We start from the raw sequence: 20,675 nt of genomic DNA on the forward strand, positions 1-20,675 counted from the left end.
TCTGATTATTAGATATTTGAAAAGTTAACATATTGAATTATGTTAACTTTTGTAAACTTTTTTGCGTTTTGAATCCGATTGGGATGCTCATACAGACTGGTGCATCAGGGACCCAGATCGCCTAAAAAAATTGGCAAAGTAATTGCATAGCCTTCCGTACTATGAAGAACATTACATTCCAAAACATATCCGATTCTTACCAACTGGTAAGCGGCGCAAAAATAAAAAGCAAAAATTACGACGAAGTGTACGAACTTGGCGAGTACGACGGTAACAAACGTGGCTATACCCTGTTCGCTTTTGAAGACGGCCTCCGTTTCGACGATTTCAGCGTGATCATCTCCGAGTATGAGCTAATGAACAATTACATGATAGAAGTTGTGAAAGTAAACCGGATGGCGGCGTAACTACATATCTTTCCAGCGTCAGTCCGAACAACGTTCTGAGCCCTAAGCCGTAAGTAACCATAATGCGCGGCGATTATCATAGGGGGATACTTTGCATACGGGCGCCGAAATAAATTGGCGTTACGTTAACCGTGCCATCGTTTTGAATCACTATTTTTTGGCGTTTTATAAATGCGATTTAATCGTGTGAATCTTCAAATCCTTTAATCGTGTAAATTGGATTTGCTTATATCCTTCATCTTCTGTACTTTCGCCACAAATAATAAAAGATGCTATTAAATAAAGTTTACTCCACCACCCACATGTGGCCCCTGGGCACGCAGCAGGAGAGCTTTGCATCAAGGATACATTTCTCTTCATAGTACAGCCGGTTAACCCGGAACAACAAATTTTTAATTTTTTATCGAACACAAAACCTGAAGGCTTATGCCGTCGGAATTTATATTTCATTTTTATGAACACATATTATACTATCGAAGAGAAGTATTTACATGCAGTTGATAAGCTATACTTCAATACGCCGAGGGGGCTTAAGATGCTTAGCGCCATTATTGCCGACGACCCATTGTATGCACGTGCGCATTACCAAATAGGTAAAATATATTATCGCGACCTAAAGGACTACCAAACAGCAGGCTATCATTTTAAAACCTGTATGGAATTGGAGCCCTTATTCCCTGATAACTATTTTGAATACCTAAGCCTCGTGGTATTTCTTGACATGGCCAGGCAGGTGGAGGTGGTTTCTGCAAAAGCATTAATAACCCCCGGCGTAAGCATTTCGGAGATCCACGAATTACTTGGGCTGTACGCCGAAAAAAGCCGCCAGTACGCCAAAGCATTAGAAGCTTATCGTAACGCTTACATGGAAGCAACTATAAAAGAACAGCGCGACAACAGCGAAGAAGCTATCGACCGTGTTAAGGAGAAAATGCAGCAAAGCTTTGCGTATCAATATACGCTGAGCGGATAAAAGGAGAGGGGCTGACTTATTTAAGTCGGCCCCTCTTGCTTATATGGCATAGCTACTGTTACTGCAACCGTTACTTCCCTTATTTTTTATAGCTTATCTTATAAATATTTCCTTTTACATCATCCGTTACATATAACGAACCATCGGGGCCCTGGGCGAGGCCGCAAGGGCGATGCGTAGCGCTACCTTTAGCAGTATTCTCTGCCGAACCTGAAAAACCATCAGCAAATACCTCCATTGGGCCATCTGCTTTGCCGTTTTTCAATGGCTGGAAAACTACAAAATACCCAGCCTGTGGCTCTGGCGCGCGGTTCCATGAACCATGAAAGGCAATGAATGCACCGTTCTTATATTTCTCGGGAAACTGGCTGCCTGTATAAAATAACAAACCGTTAGGAGCAAGGTGGCCGGGGAAAGCTGCTGCCGGTTCCAGGTATTTGCTGTCGCCTTCTTTTTTGCCATCTCCACCGTATTCTGGCATTACAATTTTTTTCTTTTGTTCCTGGTCGTAATATACATAGGGCCAGCCGGCGTTGTCCCCTTTGTTAATAGCAAACATACACTCGGCAGGTAATATGGCCGATTGTTTTTCGGTATACATATCGGGGAAAATATCGTGCAACTGGTCGCGACCGTGCTGCATTACAAAAAGCTGGTTACTGGTTTTATTCCAGTCCATACCCACCACGTTGCGCAGGCCGGTAGCATATCGTATGCCATCTTTATAAGTTTGGTTTAGCTTATCAGCCTTAAATTGCCATATACCCCCCGCCGAATCTAAAATAGGACAGCCGGGCTGTCCCATCGAGCCCTTTTCGCGGTCTTTTACCTGGCACGAGTTTGAGTAAGCGCCAATGTTTACATATAAGTTGCCGGCATCATCCAGCAAGATCGCCTTTGCTTCATGCTCGTTACGTGATATTAAGCCCGTTACAATTTTCTCCGGTTTATCGGGGCTTTCCACCTCGTTATTGGCATTCAGTTTAAAACGGAAAACCTCCTCATCTGAGGAAGCATATAGGTAGCCCTTTTTTACATAGATCCCCGTACCATCAAAAGTGCCGAAAGATGTTTTTACGGTGGCGGTGCCATTAGCTTCGGTTAAATACAAAATGCCCGCGTTGCCACCAGCGCTTTTATGTTTTACATAGATGCCTCCCTGCGGCGTAATGGAAATGTGCCTAACGCTGCCCAGATCTTTAGCAATAACCGCCGCGCTGAAGCCGGCGGGAAGGCTTAAGCCTGCGCCCGAAGAATCGGTAGCGGTGCTATCGGTTTGGGCCGTTTTGGTTTTATCGCTGTTGCAAGCTGTGAACAAAAGGCCGAGGCAAGCCATAGCCAGCATTGGCAAAATGTGTAATTGTCTTATATTCTTCATGGTGAATGTGTTGATACTCAAATTAACTGATAATACAACACATACCGAAATCTGTTTGATTAAACAGGCTCTAATCATCATGATTTTACCGGATAGGGCAAGATTTATTTTAACTCGAGAAAGGAAATCTTTATTTGCTAAACCGTTATCAAATTTGATAAATAAAAATATAATTCTTATTTTTTTTATTTTATAAGAATTATATTCTGTTTAAGTATTGTACTGTGATATTATTGCTATCGCGCTTTAAACTTTCGTTTACAGATGTCGTCATAGATGTATAAAATTTGAAACGAAATGAAAAAGATATATTTATTATCCGCAATGGTTTTAGCCGGTTTGTTTGCTAACAAAGCCCAGGCACAAATATCGGTACATATTGGTTTTAACGTCCCCGTAAGGCACGTGTATGTGCCTGCGCCACAGCCCGAAGTTATTTATAACGACGACTTTGACGACAGCGACGATTACTATTACTTACCCGAGGTAGAAGCCTATTACAGCATCCCTTTACAATGCTACTTTTATAACGATGGTGGCCGCTGGATAAGGGCACAATATTTACCTGGTGCATACCGCAATTACGATTGGCGTGCCGCCCGCAGGTTTGAAGTACGTGGCCGCAGGCCCTACATGAACCACGATGTTTACCGTGGCCGCTGGGGAGGTAACGCTAACCGTGGCGACTGGAACAGACGAGATAATACTTATGCCAACCGTGGCAATAGCAACAACGGCCAATGGGGGCGCAATAATAACCAAGGCAGCTATGGCCAACGCGATAGGGACGACCGTAACCGTGGTGGCTACGGACAGCCAAACAGAAATCAAGGCGGTAGCCGTGGCGGATGGGGTGGACAAAATGGTAGCGGGCAACAACCGCAATTCCCTTCGCAACCATCTAACGGCGGCCAACATGGCGGCTGGGGTGGCCAAAATGGTAGCGGGCAACAACCGCAATACCCTTCGCAACCATCTAACGGCGGCCAACATGGCGGCTGGGGTGGCCAAAATGGTGGTGGGCAACAACAGCAGCAACCGTCACAACCCTCTAACGGCGGCCAACACGGCGGCTGGGGTGGTCAAAACGGTGGTGGGCAACAACCACAGCAACCATCTAACGGTGGTGGAAACCAAGGCGGCCAACACGGCGGCTGGGGTGGCCAAAATGGCGGTGGGCAGCAACAACAGCCTTCGCAACCTACCAATAACGGTGGTCAACACGGAAACGGCGGTGGCAACCAAAATGGCGGTGGACGCGATAGAGGTAACGGTGGCGGCGGACAAGACAGAGGTAACGGTGGTGGCGGGCAGGTAGCTCAAAACAACGGTGGCCACATGGTAAGGCAAAGCGGCTTTATGCGCCCAGCCAGGTTCTAAGCAATTCTATCCCAATATATATAAATGCAGAAGCTTCCCGATATCCGGGAAGCTTCTTTTTTGCTTTATTTTTTAGTAGCTGCTGGCAGTGGTGAGCAGTTCGATCGCTTCGGGGCTGAGGTTAAGTTCGGCGGCTTTGGCAATTTCTTTTAATTGCTGTATGCTGGTTGCGCTGGCAATTGGCCCGGTAATGCCCGGCCTTGCCATAACCCAGGCAAGTGCCACAGCAGCAGGTGTGGCGTTGTATTCGCCGGCAACTTTGTCCAAAGCGGCCAAAATTTTATAGCCCCGTCCGTTCAAATACTTTTTGATGCCACCGCCACGCTTACTTTTAGTCAGATCGGCCTCTGAGCGGTATTTGCCGGTGAGGAAGCCGCTGGCCAGCGAAAAATAGGTGATAACACCAAGGTTATTCTCCCTGCAAAGCGATTCGTACTGGTGTTCGTAATCTGCCCTGGCGTATAAATTATACTCCGGTTGCAGGCTTTCGTAACGGGCTAAGCCATTATCCTTGCTCACCTGTAAGGCTTCGTGCAGGCGGGCAGCGTTATAGTTAGATGCACCTATCGCCCTTACTTTTCCCTGTTTGATCAGGTCTGTAAAGGTTGCAAGGGTTTCCTCCAAAGGTGTTTTGGTATCGTCCTCGTGCGATTGGTAGAGGTCGATATAGTCGGTTTGAAGTCTCTTAAGGGAATCTTCTAACGCTTTGGTGATGTAGGCCTTAGATAACCCGGTTTTATCTTCGCCCATGGGTTTTCCCACTTTGGTTGCCAGGATGATCTGATCGCGTTTGCCGCCTTGTTTCAGCCAGTTGCCTATGATGGTTTCCGATTCGCCGCCGGTATGGCCGGGTGCCCATTTGGAGTAAACATCAGCTGTATCTACAAAATTAAAACCGCCGTCTACAAAGGTATCCAGCAGGCCGAAGGAGGTTTTCTCGTCCGCCGTCCAACCGAAAACGTTACCACCGAAAACAAAAGGGTGTACAATTAACCCCGATCTTCCTAATTCTCTTTGTTCCATATTAAATATCTGTAGTCGCGGGTATCTGCTCCGCAAATTCGTCTATCCATCCGCCAAAATATGGCTCGGTACCGGCAAGGCGTTCCCATTTACCATCGGCATTAGGGGCGATGATAAGTTGGAGGCTGCCATCCAGCGAATTAAATTCATAAGCGCCGCTATCCAGGCGGGTTGCAATACCGTTCACTTCACTGTCCGAACCGGTAAGCACCGCGTCAAATTGTTGTTGCATAATATGTATGTTTTATTATTCAACAATGGGTAGCAGTTTGTGTTTGAATACGGATTGTGGTTTGAGCTAAGTATTTGGCGGAGAGTTTGGTAGAGTTAAGCAGTCCGTCTTGTTTATTCCTCCTTATTTGCAATCCTTTAAATCCCTCGCCACATCTTCCGAGGTAACCGTGCCCATTTTATTACCGAACGAGTTGGTAACGTAGGTGAGCACCCGCGCAATATCAACCGGCGACATATCATTGGCGGGCATATCGCCCACAAAGCTTTTACCATGCACCACCAGCAGGGCGCCTTTAAGCCCGTTATTTACAATGCAGGCCAGTTGTTTTTTGTTTGTTTTGAGGAAGGTGCTATCAGTTAGCGGCGGGATGAGGTTTGATAACCCTTCGCCCTTGGTGCCGTGGCAGTTTTGGCATCTTTGTTTGTAAAGCTGTTCGCCGCCTAAATAGTAGCGCTTAAATTCCATATCCTCCTGGCTGCCGCAGGAGGCAATAATTACCGAAAGCACTAAAACGAGACCGGCAATTATTTTAAACTTCATTGGGCAATTTGGGTGTTGGTTTCGGCACGGAGGATCTTAATATCGCCAATCATCCGGGCAACATCTTTTTCGTCGGTACCATCGTAACTGCCACGGATATGTTTTTGCTTATCTATCAGTACAAAATAACCATCGTGTATAAATAGCTCCTTGGCGCTTTCTTCGGGGCGGCGTACCAGGTAACTTGTAGAGAGATTATACGTATCATCTTTTTTACCTTGCAGCAGCCACCAGCTGTTGCCAGTAATACCCAAGCCATCGGCATATTTTTTTAGTACGGGCACACTATCGTGTTTAGGGTCTATACTGTGCGAGATGATCTTAAAATCGCTGACGTTCTTGAACTCGTTGTAAACCTTCAGCATGTTGCGGTGCATAATAGGGCAGATAGAAGGGCAGGTGGTGAAAAAGAAATCGGCCACATAAATATCGCCTTTCAGGCTGTTTTGGGTAATGCTGTCACCATATTGGTTCACAAACTTAAACGCCGGGATGGTTTGGTAAATGGTATCCACCACTTTTTTACCATCTTTGGTGATGGTTTTAGTGTCCCGATTGCCGTAAATAGGCAGTGTTGCCTGCTTGTCCTCACTTTTACAAGCCGCGTAAAGCAAAATTACGCCAATTAGCGTAGCCAGTTTCCTCATTTTTTTATCAGCGATTTTTTATAGTTGTTGGTGGCGGTGATTACCGCGTCAAAATCTTTGTCGATAGCTTCTATCTGTTTTTTCTGGTCGGTCAGGTAAGCCATTATTGCATCATGAGATTTGCCTTTGTTCTCGGCATCAAACTTATGCATCCAATCCTCCATTTTTTCCATGGCTTCCTCCTGTCCTTTTATCAATTTGGTTGCAGTGCTGTCGTTATTCGCCAGGACCCCCGTTTTAAGCAGGGTATCCAATTGAATGTTCGCCCTCTCCACCTGCTCGTTTTTTGCCATTACGCTATCATGTTTGGCTATCACCTGGTCCAGCAGTTCCTTTTCTTGTTTTTGAGGATCGGCACAGCTAAAAAACAGCATACTTACAATTGCTGCGGCAAGTAATTTTTTCATGATGTGGTTTTTTCTAAATCTCGTACGTATAGTATATAATCGTTAGCAGGCAGGGTGGCCCCGGCTTGTTTAAGGTGTTGCCCAATTTGCGCACGGTGATGTGTGCCGTGGTTGATCACATGCGCCAGTATATCGCTCAACGTATTTTCAAAGCCATCGCCTTTAAGCGTTTTATAGGTAATGACGCGGTCGAAATTTTGGGGCTGCAAAGTTTCCAGGTAGCTTAGCCAATCAGCATGGTTGGCTGTAATAAAGCCTGTCATTTCTTCGGTACTGTTATCCGGCCACAAGGGTACGCCGGGTGCTGGCAGATTTTTACAGCGCAGCAGCCAAATTTGTTGTGCGGCTAATAAATGCGCCATCCATCCGCGGGATTTTTCTAACCCGCCAAACTGTGCTATCAGCCCGTTCATCTGCCGGTTTGCATGGGCATCGTAATTAAACAGGCGGATAAAATAGTTTTTCATCATGGCAAAAGTACATAACGGTTAGTGGAAATTTAAACAGGGGAGAGTAAATATTACAGAGAAATAAAGAAAATAACGCACAATGAATTGTGAATGCAGAACATCGAATTTACTCCACCATTCCATATTATCCATTTGTTGCGCTATGATTTAGAGACTTTCGCTCTTAACCTAATCATAACATAAACAACACCTTAAGCACACATACGCCCCGTACATTAGCATAAACAATAAAACACCGCGACAATGAAAATCTTCAGCAGACTAACCGCCATCATTAACGATATACGCGAATACCTGTTTTTAAAAAGCATGCGCTCATCGTTTAAGCACTAATTTTTACGAAAGCGTTTCGTTTATACAATTATAATGTACATTTTGGGCCTCGCATTAGCTCAAATTAATGGCATCTGAACAAGCAGGACAAGAACTCGATAAAAAACTTTTTGGCAATGATTTTGCCTGGGGGGTATCTACAGCCGCCCTCCAAATAGAGGGCTCGTGCGGTGCCGATGGAAAAGGACCGTCTATCTGGGATACCTTTACCTCCAAAAAAGGCAAAGTACTAAACGGCGATAAACCAACCACGGCCTGCGATTTTTATAATAACTACCAGGAGGATATCGACCTCGTAAAAAAGCTGAACATCCCAAATTTTCGTTTTTCTATAGCCTGGCCACGCATTTTACCAAAAGGCGCGGGCGAGGTAAACCAGGCGGGGATAGATCATTATAATAAAGTAATAGATTATTGCATTTCGCAGGGTGTTGAACCCTGGCTCACCATTTATCACTGGGACCTGCCGCAGGCCTTAGAAGATAAAGGTGGCTGGACAAACCGCGATATCATTGGCTGGTTTACTAATTATGTACAAATTTGTGCCGATGCTTTTGGCGACCGCGTGAAAAACTGGATGGTGATGAACGAGCCTGCAGTTTTTACAGGTGCGGGATACTTTTTAGGGATCCACGCTCCCGGGCGAATGGGTTTAAGAAATTTCTTGCCCGCCGTGCATCATGTGGTATTAAGTTTGGTAGCAGGCGCAAAGCTAATGCGCAAGACACTGCCCGATGTGCATTTGGGTACTACGTTCTCCTGCTCCCATATAGAACCCCATTCGGACAGGCCGAAAGATATCGCAGCCGCCAAACGTGCGGACGCGCTGATAAACAGATTGTTCCTGGAGCCAGTACTGGGGTTGGGTTACCCAACAGAAGTTGCCGCAATAAAAGGTATTCAAAAGTACTTTAAGCCGGGCGATGAGGATAACATGCATTTTGATTTCGACTTTATAGGGCTCCAGAATTATACCCGAGAAATTGTTAAGTATTCCTTTTTTACGCCCTACATTGGCGCAACGCTGGTTAAAGCCGAAAAACGCGGAGTAGAGCTTACCGATATGAAATGGGAGGTGCATCCGCCTGCTATTTATCACATGCTGAAAAAGTATGATAGCTATCCGCAGATAAAAAAGATCATCGTAACCGAAAATGGTGCCGCTTTCCCTGATGTGGTTACCGGTGATGTAGTTGACGACCCTAAACGTGTAACCTACTTGCAAAACCACATCCAACAGGTTTTAAAAGCAAAACAGGAGGGCTGCAAGGTGTTTGGCTATTTTGTGTGGACGCTGACTGATAATTTTGAATGGGCCGAAGGTTATCACCCAAGATTCGGGCTGATACATGTTGATTTCGACACGCAAAAACGCATAATCAAGGTATCAGGCCAATGGTACGCTGACCTGCTCGGGTAGCTGATTTTTAAAGCTGAGATCGGGGGCGGGGAGGCTCACGAAAAATATAGAGCCGTTAGTTTCGTTGTTCTCAAACCAAATTTTACCGTTGTGTTTCTCCACTATCTGGCGGCAAATTGATAAACCCAGCCCGAAAGATTTTTCGCCATCAGTACCCGGACGTTGCGCGCTGGTGAACATGTTAAACACCTGGTCTTTAAGTTTATCCGGAATGCCTATCCCGTTATCTTTTACGGATACGATCACCTCTTCGTCAGCCGTAGCAACCTTTACGTTGATTGACTCGCCGGTTGGGCTAAACTTGATAGCGTTGCTGATAAGGTTACTAATTACCCGCCAGATCTTCTCCCGGCTGATGATCAGTTCCAGTTGCTTGCTCAGGGTTTCTAAAATGATCGTCTGGCCTTTTTCTGCCGCTTTAAAACGCAAAAGTTCCACGCTGTTGCTCACCAGCGAGTTGATTTCAACAGGCTCTAAATTTAATTTTACCGAAGCGATGTTGGTAGCCTCCAATATCTCGTTGATAAGTTCCAGCGAGTTTACAGATGTTTCCTTTACCAGGTTAATGAGCTCTTTCTGGTCGTCGGTATAATCGTCTTCGGCCATCATAGCAGTTAATGAGGCTATGCCGCCAATAGGGTTACGCAGATCGTGTGCCACGGTGCGTAAAATACGGTCTTTTTCCTGGCTGCTGATGTTCAGTTCGTTCAGCGCGTTTTCCAGCACATGGTTCTGCTCGTTTATTTGCTGGTTGAGGATATTTACCGTCAACACATCTTTTTTAGAGCGTTTCCAATTGCGAAACACCAGGAATATTATTGCTGAAGCTAATATGGCCACCAGGCCAATAACATATAAATAGATGGCTTGTAGTTTATTATCATTGCTCAGCGTATCTATCTCGTGTTGCTTTTCGTAATTAGCAAGCTGCTGGTTCACATCGCTTTCCATGAGCAGGCTCGCACGTGAGGTTATCGAATCTTTTAACAAGTTGTAGCGCTGTATGTAGGTTATCGCGCTACGCAGATCGTTCTTCTTGATGTAATAATTACCTAACAGGCGGTTATAATCTGCCTCAGCGTCGGGATTTTTTATGGTATCAAGTTGGTTACGTAAATCGCTAAGCAGGTTTTTAAGCGAATCCTGCTGATTCATCTTCAGGTATAAATTACCCAGCTTTACTTCGGTAAGCTCCGCGTCTACATTATCATAGCGCGGCTGCAGATTAATGGCAATGCTTTTGCGCAATAAACTCATTGCCGTAGCAGTATCGCCTTTTTGGATGTAAACTTCTGCTTTGTTACCATAAACCACACCGCGTGCCATATCAAGGTGCAGCTTCCTGTCAGGGAAGGCCGGTGCACTGCTGTTGATAAGCGCCAGGGCCTTATCGAAATAAACAATGGCGCTATCATTATCGGCGTTATGGCGGTAGCTGAGGCCTACGTTATCTAATAACTCCTGCCTGCGGTAAAAGCTTACAAAATCTTTATTAAGGGTGTAGTTCTCAACTTTGTTTTGTTTGTAGCTGTCCTTAAAATAACTGGCGGCCAGTTTATAATGCCCCTTTTTGTACATGATCATCCCCATGCGATAGGTATAATCGCCAAGGGCAGCCAAATTCAGGTAGCTTTTACCGGTGAGATAGCCCTGGTAATAACTTTGGTAAGCATCGTTGTATTGTTTCAGTTCGAAATACGAATCGCCACGGGCAAAGTTGGCCTCGGCGTAATTCATGGAGTATTGCTTTGGGTTTACGCTGTTTTTGGCAGTAGCTATCATACTGTCGGCGTAAAGCAGGGCGGTATCGTAATCGTGTTTTAATTTTTGATAATGCACGTAGTGAAACGCGTAAAAGCGGAAACGATCATTAATGGTAGCGTGGGGAAGCCGGTTAAAGGCCGAATCCATAAAATGAATAGCCGCGTCGCTATTTCTGAGGCCCCAAATTTTGTCGGCTTTGGTTTGTACCGTCAAATATTCTTCAGAATAATTCCCATCATCGACAGCCTTTTTTTTCCCGCACGACACTATCGTAAACGTTAATAAAAAAAGCCACCAATTACAGTTTAGGAGTTTCCTTGCAGAATACTTTATTTCGCGCATCAATGTTTTAGGGTCAGTAAACACTTCACCAACAAATATAATATTCGGCGCAATATTTTAGCTATAAATCAACCTGAAAAAATTAACTAAAAGCATTTTCGCCGGTAACGTCCATGCCGGTTATCAGCAAATGGATATCATGCGTGCCCTCGTAGGTAATTACCGATTCTAAATTCATCATGTGGCGCATTATTGGGTACTCGCCGGTAATGCCCATACCACCAAGCATCTGGCGGGCTTCGCGGGCAATATTTATTGCAATCTCCACGCTGTTACGTTTGGCCATGGATATCTGTGCCGGGGTAGCACGGTTTTCGTTCTTTAGCAGAGCCAGGCGCCAAACCAACAGTTGCCCTTTGGTTATTTCGGTTATCATTTCGGCAAGTTTTTTTTGTTGCAACTGAAAACCCGCTATTGGCCTGCCAAATTGCACGCGTTCTTTTGAATAACGCAGCGCGGTATCATAGCAGTCCATAGCCGCACCCAGCGCTCCCCAGGCAATACCGTAACGCGCCTGGTTAAGGCAACCCAGCGGCCCTTTTAATCCCGATACATTGGGGAGCAAGTTTTCTTTTGGAACTTTTACATTATCAAAAACCAGTTCGCCGGTGGCCGAAGCCCTTAAGCTCCATTTGTTGTGTGTTTCGGGCGTGCTGAAACCTTCCATGCCACGCTCTACTATCAGTCCGCGTATTTTGCCTTCTTCGTCCTTGGCCCATACAATCGCAATATCCGCGAAAGGGGAGTTGGAAATCCACATTTTAGCGCCGTTAAGCAAATAATGGTCGCCTTTATCTTTTATATTGGTTAGCATGCCGCTTGGGTTGCTGCCGTGGTCGGGTTCGGTCAGGCCGAAACAACCCATCATTTCGCCCGAAGCCAGTTTGGGTAGGTACTTTTGTTTTTGCTCTTCCGATCCATAAGCGTTTATCGGATACATTACCAATGAACCTTGTACCGATGCGGTAGACCTGATGCCCGAGTCGCCGCGTTCTATCTCTTGCATAATAATGCCGTATGCCATATAGTCCAGTCCCATTCCGCCGTACTTCACCGGTATAGTTGGCCCGAATGCGCCTATCTCCGCAAGTCCCTTTAAAAGCTGTTTCGGGAACTCGGCTTTTTGCGCGTAATCCTCAATAATGGGGCTTACTTCTTTCTTCACCCAGTCGCGCGCGCTTTGGCGGATGAGTTTATGTTCTTCTGATAAAAACTCGTCAATCTGGTAGTAATCCGGTGCTTCGTACAGGTCGGTTTTGGCCATGGTAGTATGTATTGGTTGGCCAAATATAGGTTTTTGGGGAGGGTTTAAATAACCTAAAATCGTTGTTTTTAATAGGATGAGGGCCCTTTATGGCAAAAAGTAGGTTTAGATGGTTTAAACATAGCTTTTGGGTGAAAAATATTTTTTGAGAAGCCTCACCTAAATCCTCTCCAAAGGATTGCACTTCAAAAAAAAGAATAGAACCCTTTACTTTGGAGAGGGCAGGGTGAGGCTTTAACGCTTATTTGCGGTTCGTTTTACCAAATAATCCCTTACTTTTACCACATGGTAAAAGTGGCTTTACAGGGCGCGGAGTTTTTTGCTTACCACGGGTTTTACCCTCAGGAGCAGCTTTTGGGGACCCGTTTTGTGGTGGATATTGAAGTGGTTTTTGAGAACGCGTACGATTTTAACGATGATAAAATTGCAAACACGGTAAATTATGAGGAACTCTATCTCATCGCTAAAACGGAAATGCATCATACACGCAAACTCATAGAAACCGTGGCGCAGGGTATTATTGACGGCATAACAGATAAATACGACTACGTGAAAATAGCATCCGTCACCATAAAAAAGGCACACCCGGCATTGGGTGGCCCGGTACAAAATTCGGTGGTGAGTATTAGTTATAACAAAGATAAAGCGAAGAATGGCCTTTAATAAGATAAACGCGGAATTGCTTGCCGCAATAACCAATATTGTTGGCGAGGATGCTATATTAAGCACACCGGCAGCCATAGCAGACTACAGCCACGACGAAACTGAGGACCTGGTATACTACCCCGAAGTAGTGGCCAAGCCAAAGGACACCGCCGAAGTTGCCGCTTTAATGCGATTTTGTAACCAAAACCTGATCCCGGTTACGCCACGCGGCGCTGGTACAGGTTTGGCGGGCGGCGCGCTGGCTATTCATGGCGGCTTGATGATATCTATGGAGCGTTTTAACCAGATCCTGGAGATTGATGAGTTGAACCTGCAGGCCACCGTAGAGCCGGGCGTTATTACCGAAATCTTTATGAATGCTGTTGCGGAAAAAGGCTTGCTTTACCCTGTAGACCCGGCAAGTAAGGGCAGTTGTTTTATTGGTGGCAACGTAGCTAATTGCAGCGGCGGGCCAAGGGTAGTAAAGTATGGCACTATCCGCGAGTATGTGTTGAATATGGAAGTGGTACTACCTACTGGTGAAGTGATCTGGACCGGTGCCAACACGCTTAAATATGCATCGGGCTATAACCTTACTCAATTGCTCATCGGCAGCGAAGGTACCTTGGGTATTGTTACTAAAATAGTAACCAAACTAATCCCCAAACCCACTTTGGATGCTTTGATGCTTGCTTCCTTTAATTCTAATGAGGACGCCTGCGCTGCTGTTTCGGCGATATTTAGGGCAGGGGTGGTACCCTCAGCGCTGGAATTTATGGAGCGTAAAGGCATAGAATGGGTGATAGAGCATGATGGGCTGGCGTTCGACCTACAGGATGGCGCAGAAGCTTTCCTGTTGATAGAAGCCGACGGTACCAACCAGGATGTGATATTTGCCGATTGCGAGAAGATAAACGAAGTTTTAGAGGCTCATAATTGCCGCGATGTACTGTTTGCAGATACTTCGGCACAAAAAGAAGAGATCTGGCGGATTCGCCGCACCATGGCGGTTTCGGTAAAATCAAACTCGATATATAAGGAAGAAGATACAGTAGTGCCTCGTGCTGCTTTGCCTAAGCTCATTAATGGCATCAAAGAAATAGGCAGCCGTTATGGTTTCGCCTCGGTTTGCTATGGGCACTGCGGTGATGGCAACCTGCACGTAAACATCATTAAAGCCGGTATGAGCGATGAGGACTGGAACAATAAATTAAAAGATGGCATCACCGAGATTTTTGAACTAACCGTTAGCCTCGGCGGCACCATCTCCGGCGAGCACGGTATCGGCGTGGTGCAAAAGGAGTTTATGCCGTTAAAATATACGCCTGTGCATTTCGCTATCTGGAAAGGGATAAAAGCTGTTTTTGATCCGAATGGGATATTGAATCCAGGGAAGATTTTTTAGATTTCATATGTGCAGATGAGAAAGCTCAACACGGAAAGATATTTAGATTAAAAATGTGCAGATGAAGCGCATTATTTGGATGGTTTGTTTTTTTTAATCAACCTTTTCCAGTTCTCCTTTTACAAAAGTGATTCTGTAAACTTGTTTGATGTCTATCGGGATATTGTTGGATTTTAACAATGCAATTATTTTGTTGAAAAGCGTTGGGTCTTTTTGCTTTATTAATTCATTGATAAATGAGTTATTGATAATAAAAACCTCTGTTATTAAGTTATTGCCCTCATGAAAAATGTTGACATTTACCCTTACGACATCTTTTGCAGGGCCGATGGTCTTAAATTTTGGATAATAGACTTTAGAGTTTCCTGTCTGGACGATTTCTCCATTATGCCCATACGAGGTCCAGTCGCCCTCGGGAACCCCATGGTTAAAAGTGGTTTTGCCGGATAATTCGCCGGGGTCAAAATAGCCTTTTGCCACACCGTCATAAAGGGTTCCGTCTTTGTCGACATATAGGTTGTTAACCACCCGCAAATTCTCAATAAGTTCTGTGTGGCAGGAGCAAAGACTTAAAATTAAAATTGTTAGCAGCAGTTTACATTTGTCCATCAATTTATAAATCATCTGCACATCTGAATCTGCGCATCCGCAGCTTAATTCGTATTCAAAATCAGCCTCGGCTCATCATAATCTATCATCTTCTGCCGTCCATCCCTCGGGATAGCTATCGACTTGCCTGCCGTGTAATCATAACTGATGCAAACTGTTTTGCAGGTGGTGCAAATCTCTTCGCCTTTTTCGGTTTGTTTGGTTAAAACATGCATCACATCAAAGCTGCTGTTGCCTATGCGGATAACGCGTACGTAGCAGATCAGTTTATCTTCAATGGTAACGGATTTAAGGTAATTGATCTCTGAGCGGCCCACTATGATCCAGGTTTCCTTTAAATTCCAGTGGGCAACATCGCGCCAGTAGTTAAAACGGGCCACTTCAAAATAGGTGAGGTACACTGCATTGTTTACGTGCCCCACGCTGTCGATATCCGAAAAGCGGATGGCTATATCGGTTTTATACTTGTAATCTGTTAGTTTTTCAGCCATAAGCAGTTGCTTTCTTCTTAATTATTTTTCTGTAGCAGTATTCCAATTATGCGTTGCCTGTTAAAGCGTTCATCAAAAAAATAAGCTGCTACAAAACCCAATATCCAGATGATCATTCCGATAAAATCAGCAATATTTAAAAGCACTGGAAGTATGCCGCCGAGCATACAAAAAATGAATCCCGCAAGTGAATAGTAATTTGCCTGTTTTAGCTTTAATAAATATCCGTCTTGCCTCAAATTCATTTTGAACGCAAAGTTCAAAATCGGGAACCATAAAAAGTAAAACAGGGCCTTTTGTAAAAAGGACAATTCATTATAGAGGATCTTCTGTACAGATATTTCTGTTTGCTTTAGTTGCTCCTCGGCATATACAGTTTTTTCGACATCACCCACATTACGTTTAGTTAGTTCGGCAGACGCAACCATAATTGCCAGCTCGGTATAATCAGACGGTCTATCCATCATAGCCAGCAATTTGTTAGTGGGCAAGGATGAGTAAGTCGATTCAAGCTGTTCTTTACTAATCATTTGTCATACTCTTTTCTTTAATAATTGAGTCAGTCGGACTATTTGTCGGGTTTATTTTTATTTTATAGACATTCTGTCTTGTAAACGTTCGATTTTTACTGTTGGTATAACAGTTGATAAATCATCAACGAAGTTAATAAAAACAAAAACTCAGGAGGATATAAAAATGACATTAGTAAAATTTAACAACGGGTTAAAAGCAAACGCAAACCCATTTTTTAGCGATGTATTCGATTCTATCGTGAACGATTCGTTTTTAAGCGATAAATTGGTTGCACGTGTACCGGCAGTTAATATTGCCGAAAACGACAATGAGTTCCACATAGAATTAGCGGTACCGGGCTTAAAGAAAGAAGATTTTAAAATTAACCTGGATAAAAATGTATTGAGCATTTCGGCAGAAAAGAAAACCGAAAACGGCCAGGAAGTAAAAAAATACAGCAAACGCGAATATAGCTACAACTCGTTTGTACGCTCGTTCACCTTGCCAGACAGCGCCGACTACGCTAAGATCGAAGCTGATTACACAGACGGCATCTTAAAATTAACCGTTGCAAAAAGAGAAGAAGCTAAATTTCAATCGAGAGAAATAGCTGTAAAATAATTGAAGAGTGTTTTCATAAGTTTGGTTTAGTTTAAAGGTCAGTCCGCAAGGGCTGGCCTTTTTTATTTCGAATGTCGGATGTTCGATTTTGAAATTTTACGAAGTAAGACGACCCATAAATTCGAAATTGAACATTCGAAATTCGACATCTAACTAAGCTCTCATATTTATATACTGCATTGGCTGGCCGAAATCTTCGGTGCGGCACAGGCTGATCACGGCTTGCAGGTCATCTATTTTTTTGGCTGTAACGCGCACCTGGTCGTTCATAATGGCAGCCTCCACCTTTAGTTTACTGTCTTTTATCTTTTTTACCACTTTTTTGGCAACCTCTTTATCAATGCCTTCCTTTATCTTAATCTCCTTGCGGATCATGTTGCCGGATGCGTATTGTTCTTTCCCAAAATCGAGCGCGCTGGAATCTAAGCCTTGTTTAGACATACGGCTGATGATGGCATCCTGTATGGCTTTAACGCGCATATCATTCTCAGTAACAATGGTTATCTCGTTGGTTTTTTTGTCGAGGTCGATGGTGCTTTTGCTGCCGTTGAAATCGTAACGGTTCAGAATTTCTTTTTTAGCGGTGTTGATAGCGTTATCCAGCGTTTGGCCGTCTATCTTGCTTACAATATCAAATGAAGGCATAATTTGTGGTTTTGTGTTGCAAAGCTAATGTAAGATTTGCATAAGCTATAAACTATAATACAGATATTTGGTTTACCTGCTTTACATACATTACAATAATTTAATATTATCTTAACAAATAAAAAAGCAGATTTGTGCTTTATGGATACTAAAAACATTCCGTTAGTTAACAGGGAAATAAGCTGGCTATATTTTAACGACAGGGTTTTGCAGGAAGCTGCCGACCCAACCGTGCCGCTTATAGAACGTGTTAAGTTTTTAGCCATCTTTAGCAGCAACCTGGATGAGTTTTACCGGGTACGCGTAGCCACCCTCAGCCGCCTGGCCAACCTCAATGAGAAGGCAAAGGAAATACTGGGTTATAACCCCAAAAAGCTGCTGAGCCAAATCAAAAATATCGTCATAAAACAGGAGAAGAAGTTTCATAACCTTTACGAGAATATTTTGGTAAAGGAACTTGCCGAAGAGAAGATCTTTTTGCTGAACGATAAGCAGTTGAACGTAACGAGGGGCGCCTTTGTGAAGAGCTTTTTCAGGGAGCGATTGTTATCGACCCTGGTGCCTATTATGCTGGATGACGAGCTGCCATTACCGCAGTTGCGCGATAGGGCGATTTACTTTTTTGTACGATTAACCAAAGGAAAAAAATCACGTCTGGCGCTTATAGAGTTTCCGGATAACCTGTCGCGGTTTTTGGTGCTGCCGGATACCAATAACCTTAAGTTTATTATCCTGCTGGATGATATCATCCGGTACAATCTCGAGGATATCTTTTTCATATTTGACCACGATAGCATCGACGCTTATTCGATACAGCTTACGCGCGATGCAGAACTGGACCTGGACAAAGAGGTAAGCGAGAAATTTATTGATTCGCTGGCCAAAAGCATCCAAAAGAGGAGCAAGGGCAAGCCCATGCGCCTGGTGTTTGACAGCGAAATGCCGCAGGATATGCTGCATTACCTCGTTAAAAAAATGAAGCTGACCGGCGAAAACCTTATCCCCGGCAACAGGGTACAGAATTTTAAGAATTTTATCAGCTTCCCCAATGTGGGCCGGCCCGATCTGGAATATGTAAAAAACCCGCCCCTCCCGGTTCCCGGTTTATCATTTGGTAAAAGCTTGATAGAGTTGATCGCTAAAAAGGATTACCTTATCAGCACCCCATACCAATCGTTTGATTATGTGATCCACTTTTTACGTGAGGCAGCCATAGACCCTAAGGTAAAGGAGATCAGCATAACTGTTTATCGCCTGGCCGAGAACTCTAAAATTATATACGCGCTCATTAACGCCGCCAAAAACGGTAAAAAGGTGAATTGTTTGGTAGAGTTACGCGCCCGTTTTGATGAGCAAAACAATATCTATTGGAGTAACAGGCTGGAGGAAGAAGGCGTAAACGTGCTCTATGGTATCGATGGCTATAAGGTGCACTCTAAAATTTGCCTCGTATCGCGTACCGAAAAAGGTAGTTTGGCTTATTATGGCTGTTTATCTACCGGTAACTTTAACGAGAAAACGGCTACCATTTATGCCGACCATACCCTGCTTACCGCAAATAAAAAAATAACGGCCGATATGGTGAGCATCTTTAAGGCGCTTAACAAACTTACCCTGCCAAAAGATCTGAAAAGCCTTATTGTATCGCCTATAGATTCTCGCCCGGCTATTTACAAGCTTATAGACAACGAGATAAGGCTGGCAAAAGCCGGTAAAAAGGCCTATATGATTTTTAAAATGAATAGCCTGGCCGATGAGCAGATGATAACCAAGCTATACCAGGCAAGTAATGCCGGGGTTAAGATAAAAATGATCATCCGCGGGATGTGTTGCCTCATTCCGGGCGTAAAAGGCTATAGCGAGAATATTGAAGTGATCAGTATTGTAGATAAATATTTAGAGCACGCTCGTGTGCATATCTACGGCAATGGCGGCCAGGAGCTGATGTACCTTACTTCCGCCGATTTAATGACGCGTAATATTGATAACCGGGTGGAGGTTGGTTTCCCCATATACGATGAAACGCTGCGCAAAGAGGTGCGGGATATTATCGATATCCAGCTGCGCGATAACACCAAAGCCCGCGAATTAAGCGGCGACGCCACCAATAAATACCACAAAACAAAAGCCGATACGCTTACCCGTGCGCAGATTGATATTTACACATACCTGAAAACTAAAAACACAACAAATTGAGATACGCTGCAATTGATGTCGGTTCCAACGCTGTAAGGCTGCTGATAGCCAATATTATAGAAAATAACGGTTCGGTTTCCTTTAAAAAAAACACACTGGTGCGCGTACCTGTTCGCCTTGGCGACGACGCATTCCTCAACAAACATATCTCTGATAAAAAGGCCGACGACCTGGTAAAATCTATGCAGGCCTTTAAAAACCTGATGGATGTTTTTAAAGTGACCGAGTATATGGCCTGCGCTACATCTGCCATGCGCGAGGCCGATAACGGGCAGGAAGTAGCCGAACGTATAAAAACAGAAGCCGGTATAGACCTGCAAATTGTACACGGCCAAAGCGAGGCGGAGATCATATACGCCAGCCATGCCGAGATCAATATAGATAAAGACAAAAACTACCTGTACATTGATGTAGGTGGCGGTAGTACCGAGCTTTCGCTGTTTTCGCGGGGTGAACTGCAGGCCTCACAATCTTTTAATTTAGGTACCATCCGTATTTTGGACAACCAGGATAAAGAAGAAACCTGGAACGAAATGAAGGATTTTATCCGCGAGCATACCCGCCATCATAAAAACATTTTCGGTATCGGTACCGGTGGTAACATCAATAAGCTGTATAAGCTGTCTAACGAAAAGGATGGTGCCCCGTTGACGTACGTCAAGCTAAAAGCACTATACAACTACCTCGATTCATTTTCGATGAAGGAACGTATCAATGTTTTGGGTTTGAACCAGGACAGGGCCGATGTAATTATCCCCGCCTGCGAGATCTATTTAACGGTTTTAAAGTGCGCCAATATCAAAAGTATGTACGTGCCAACAGTGGGTATGGTTGACGGTATTATTCAAACACTTATCGATAAAAATCAGAAGCCCTAACGTTAAATTTATTTAAAATAATTGTTTAGAAATTAAAAAACTGTTACTACATTTGTAGTGCCCGCTCAAAGGGCATGTTTTTCATAGGT

The 20,675-nt window shown here is 44.3% G+C and carries 22 protein-coding genes; 9 read left to right on the top strand and 13 right to left on the bottom strand.

What is annotated here, in order from left to right; all coding sequences use genetic code 11:
* Positions 1-161 precede the first annotated feature (161 nt).
* Together EPL05_RS08960 and EPL05_RS08965 are read left to right on the top strand one after the other, a co-directional pair.
* The gene (locus EPL05_RS08960) at positions 162-407 is read left to right on the top strand and encodes a hypothetical protein (RefSeq protein WP_128533596.1); all 246 of its coding nucleotides are present in this window, start codon (positions 162-164) and stop codon (positions 405-407) included.
* Between the two features lie 454 nt (positions 408-861).
* On the top strand, positions 862-1,380 hold the full coding sequence (locus EPL05_RS08965) for a tetratricopeptide repeat protein (protein WP_128533597.1): 519 nt from the start codon (positions 862-864) through the stop codon (positions 1,378-1,380).
* Positions 1,381-1,459: 79 nt separating this feature from the next.
* Here EPL05_RS08965 and EPL05_RS08970 read toward each other — a convergent pair whose 3' ends face one another.
* Positions 1,460-2,758, bottom strand: a complete 1,299-nt coding sequence (locus EPL05_RS08970) for a PQQ-dependent sugar dehydrogenase (RefSeq protein WP_243837253.1) — start codon at positions 2,756-2,758, stop codon at positions 1,460-1,462.
* Between the two features lie 297 nt (positions 2,759-3,055).
* Here EPL05_RS08970 and EPL05_RS24210 point away from each other — a divergent pair, with 297 nt between their 5' ends.
* Positions 3,056-4,138 (top strand): hypothetical protein, encoded by a 1,083-nt coding sequence (locus tag EPL05_RS24210; protein WP_208394707.1) that lies wholly within the window; start codon positions 3,056-3,058, stop codon positions 4,136-4,138.
* A gap of 72 nt (positions 4,139-4,210) precedes the next feature.
* On the opposite strand, the gene EPL05_RS08980 is transcribed toward EPL05_RS24210, so the two are convergent.
* The 6 genes from EPL05_RS08980 to EPL05_RS09005 all read right to left on the bottom strand — a co-directional run bounded on the left by EPL05_RS08980 (position 4,211) and on the right by EPL05_RS09005 (position 7,460).
* On the bottom strand, positions 4,211-5,161 hold the full coding sequence (locus EPL05_RS08980) for an aldo/keto reductase (protein ID WP_128533598.1): 951 nt from the start codon (positions 5,159-5,161) through the stop codon (positions 4,211-4,213).
* 1 nt (position 5,162) lies between these two features.
* Positions 5,163-5,393, bottom strand: a complete 231-nt coding sequence (locus tag EPL05_RS08985) for a hypothetical protein (RefSeq protein WP_128533599.1) — start codon at positions 5,391-5,393, stop codon at positions 5,163-5,165.
* A 123-nt stretch (positions 5,394-5,516) separates the two neighbouring features.
* Positions 5,517-5,936 (bottom strand): c-type cytochrome, encoded by a 420-nt coding sequence (locus EPL05_RS08990; protein ID WP_128533600.1) that lies wholly within the window; start codon positions 5,934-5,936, stop codon positions 5,517-5,519.
* The gene (locus EPL05_RS08995; protein ID WP_128533601.1) at positions 5,933-6,583 is read right to left on the bottom strand and encodes an SCO family protein; all 651 of its coding nucleotides are present in this window, start codon (positions 6,581-6,583) and stop codon (positions 5,933-5,935) included. The genes EPL05_RS08990 and EPL05_RS08995 overlap by 4 nt, the downstream gene beginning before the upstream one ends.
* The gene (locus tag EPL05_RS09000) at positions 6,580-6,990 is read right to left on the bottom strand and encodes a hypothetical protein (protein WP_128533602.1); all 411 of its coding nucleotides are present in this window, start codon (positions 6,988-6,990) and stop codon (positions 6,580-6,582) included. Before EPL05_RS09000 ends, EPL05_RS08995 begins: the two co-directional genes overlap by 4 nt.
* The gene (locus EPL05_RS09005) at positions 6,987-7,460 is read right to left on the bottom strand and encodes a DinB family protein (protein ID WP_128533603.1); all 474 of its coding nucleotides are present in this window, start codon (positions 7,458-7,460) and stop codon (positions 6,987-6,989) included. Before EPL05_RS09005 ends, EPL05_RS09000 begins: the two co-directional genes overlap by 4 nt.
* A 400-nt stretch (positions 7,461-7,860) precedes the next feature.
* Here EPL05_RS09005 and EPL05_RS09010 point away from each other — a divergent pair, with 400 nt between their 5' ends.
* A complete protein-coding gene (locus EPL05_RS09010; RefSeq protein WP_128533604.1) occupies positions 7,861-9,213 on the top strand; it encodes a GH1 family beta-glucosidase in 1,353 nt (450 codons plus the stop codon).
* Here EPL05_RS09010 and EPL05_RS09015 read toward each other — a convergent pair.
* Complete coding sequence (locus tag EPL05_RS09015) at positions 9,181-11,244, bottom strand: tetratricopeptide repeat-containing sensor histidine kinase (RefSeq protein ID WP_166727672.1); 2,064 nt, start codon at positions 11,242-11,244, stop codon at positions 9,181-9,183. The genes EPL05_RS09010 and EPL05_RS09015 overlap by 33 nt on opposite strands.
* A 157-nt stretch (positions 11,245-11,401) precedes the next feature.
* Positions 11,402-12,583, bottom strand: coding sequence for an acyl-CoA dehydrogenase family protein (locus EPL05_RS09020; RefSeq protein ID WP_128533606.1), 1,182 nt, complete (start codon positions 12,581-12,583; stop codon positions 11,402-11,404).
* Positions 12,584-12,868: 285 nt separating this feature from the next.
* Here EPL05_RS09020 and folB point away from each other — a divergent pair, with 285 nt between their 5' ends.
* Both folB and EPL05_RS09030 read left to right on the top strand, forming a co-directional pair.
* Positions 12,869-13,246 carry a dihydroneopterin aldolase gene (gene folB, locus EPL05_RS09025; protein ID WP_128533607.1) on the top strand — a complete coding sequence of 126 codons (378 nt, stop codon included), beginning with the start codon at positions 12,869-12,871 and terminating at the stop codon, positions 13,244-13,246.
* Positions 13,236-14,633 carry an FAD-binding oxidoreductase gene (locus tag EPL05_RS09030; RefSeq protein WP_128533608.1) on the top strand — a complete coding sequence of 466 codons (1,398 nt, stop codon included), beginning with the start codon at positions 13,236-13,238 and terminating at the stop codon, positions 14,631-14,633. Before folB ends, EPL05_RS09030 begins: the two co-directional genes overlap by 11 nt.
* Positions 14,634-14,726: 93 nt before the next feature.
* Here the strand turns inward: EPL05_RS09030 and EPL05_RS09035 are convergent, their stop codons facing one another.
* From EPL05_RS09035 to EPL05_RS09045, 3 genes are read right to left on the bottom strand one after another with little or no spacing between them, the layout of a single operon-like run.
* Positions 14,727-15,257, bottom strand: coding sequence for a hypothetical protein (locus EPL05_RS09035; RefSeq protein WP_128533609.1), 531 nt, complete (start codon positions 15,255-15,257; stop codon positions 14,727-14,729).
* A 29-nt stretch (positions 15,258-15,286) separates the two neighbouring features.
* On the bottom strand, positions 15,287-15,733 hold the full coding sequence (locus tag EPL05_RS09040) for an acyl-CoA thioesterase (protein WP_128533610.1): 447 nt from the start codon (positions 15,731-15,733) through the stop codon (positions 15,287-15,289).
* Between the two features lie 17 nt (positions 15,734-15,750).
* Entirely contained in the window at positions 15,751-16,263 is a 513-nt protein-coding gene (locus tag EPL05_RS09045; protein WP_128533611.1) for a hypothetical protein, read from the bottom strand.
* 166 nt (positions 16,264-16,429) lie between these two features.
* Here EPL05_RS09045 and EPL05_RS09050 point away from each other — a divergent pair, with 166 nt between their 5' ends.
* A complete protein-coding gene (locus EPL05_RS09050; RefSeq protein WP_128533612.1) occupies positions 16,430-16,867 on the top strand; it encodes an Hsp20/alpha crystallin family protein in 438 nt (145 codons plus the stop codon).
* 153 nt (positions 16,868-17,020) lie between these two features.
* Here EPL05_RS09050 and EPL05_RS09055 read toward each other — a convergent pair whose 3' ends face one another.
* Positions 17,021-17,512, bottom strand: coding sequence for a YajQ family cyclic di-GMP-binding protein (locus EPL05_RS09055; RefSeq protein WP_128533613.1), 492 nt, complete (start codon positions 17,510-17,512; stop codon positions 17,021-17,023).
* Positions 17,513-17,653: 141 nt separating this feature from the next.
* Here EPL05_RS09055 and ppk1 point away from each other — a divergent pair, with 141 nt between their 5' ends.
* Positions 17,654-19,708, top strand: a complete 2,055-nt coding sequence (ppk1, locus tag EPL05_RS09060) for a polyphosphate kinase 1 (protein WP_128533614.1) — start codon at positions 17,654-17,656, stop codon at positions 19,706-19,708.
* Positions 19,705-20,586, top strand: a complete 882-nt coding sequence (locus tag EPL05_RS09065; protein WP_128533615.1) for a Ppx/GppA phosphatase family protein — start codon at positions 19,705-19,707, stop codon at positions 20,584-20,586. The genes ppk1 and EPL05_RS09065 overlap by 4 nt, the downstream gene beginning before the upstream one ends.
* Positions 20,587-20,675: the final 89 nt, after the last annotated feature.

It is taken from the genome of Mucilaginibacter gilvus (assembly GCF_004054195.1).
GTDB lineage: Bacteria > Bacteroidota > Bacteroidia > Sphingobacteriales > Sphingobacteriaceae > Mucilaginibacter > Mucilaginibacter gilvus.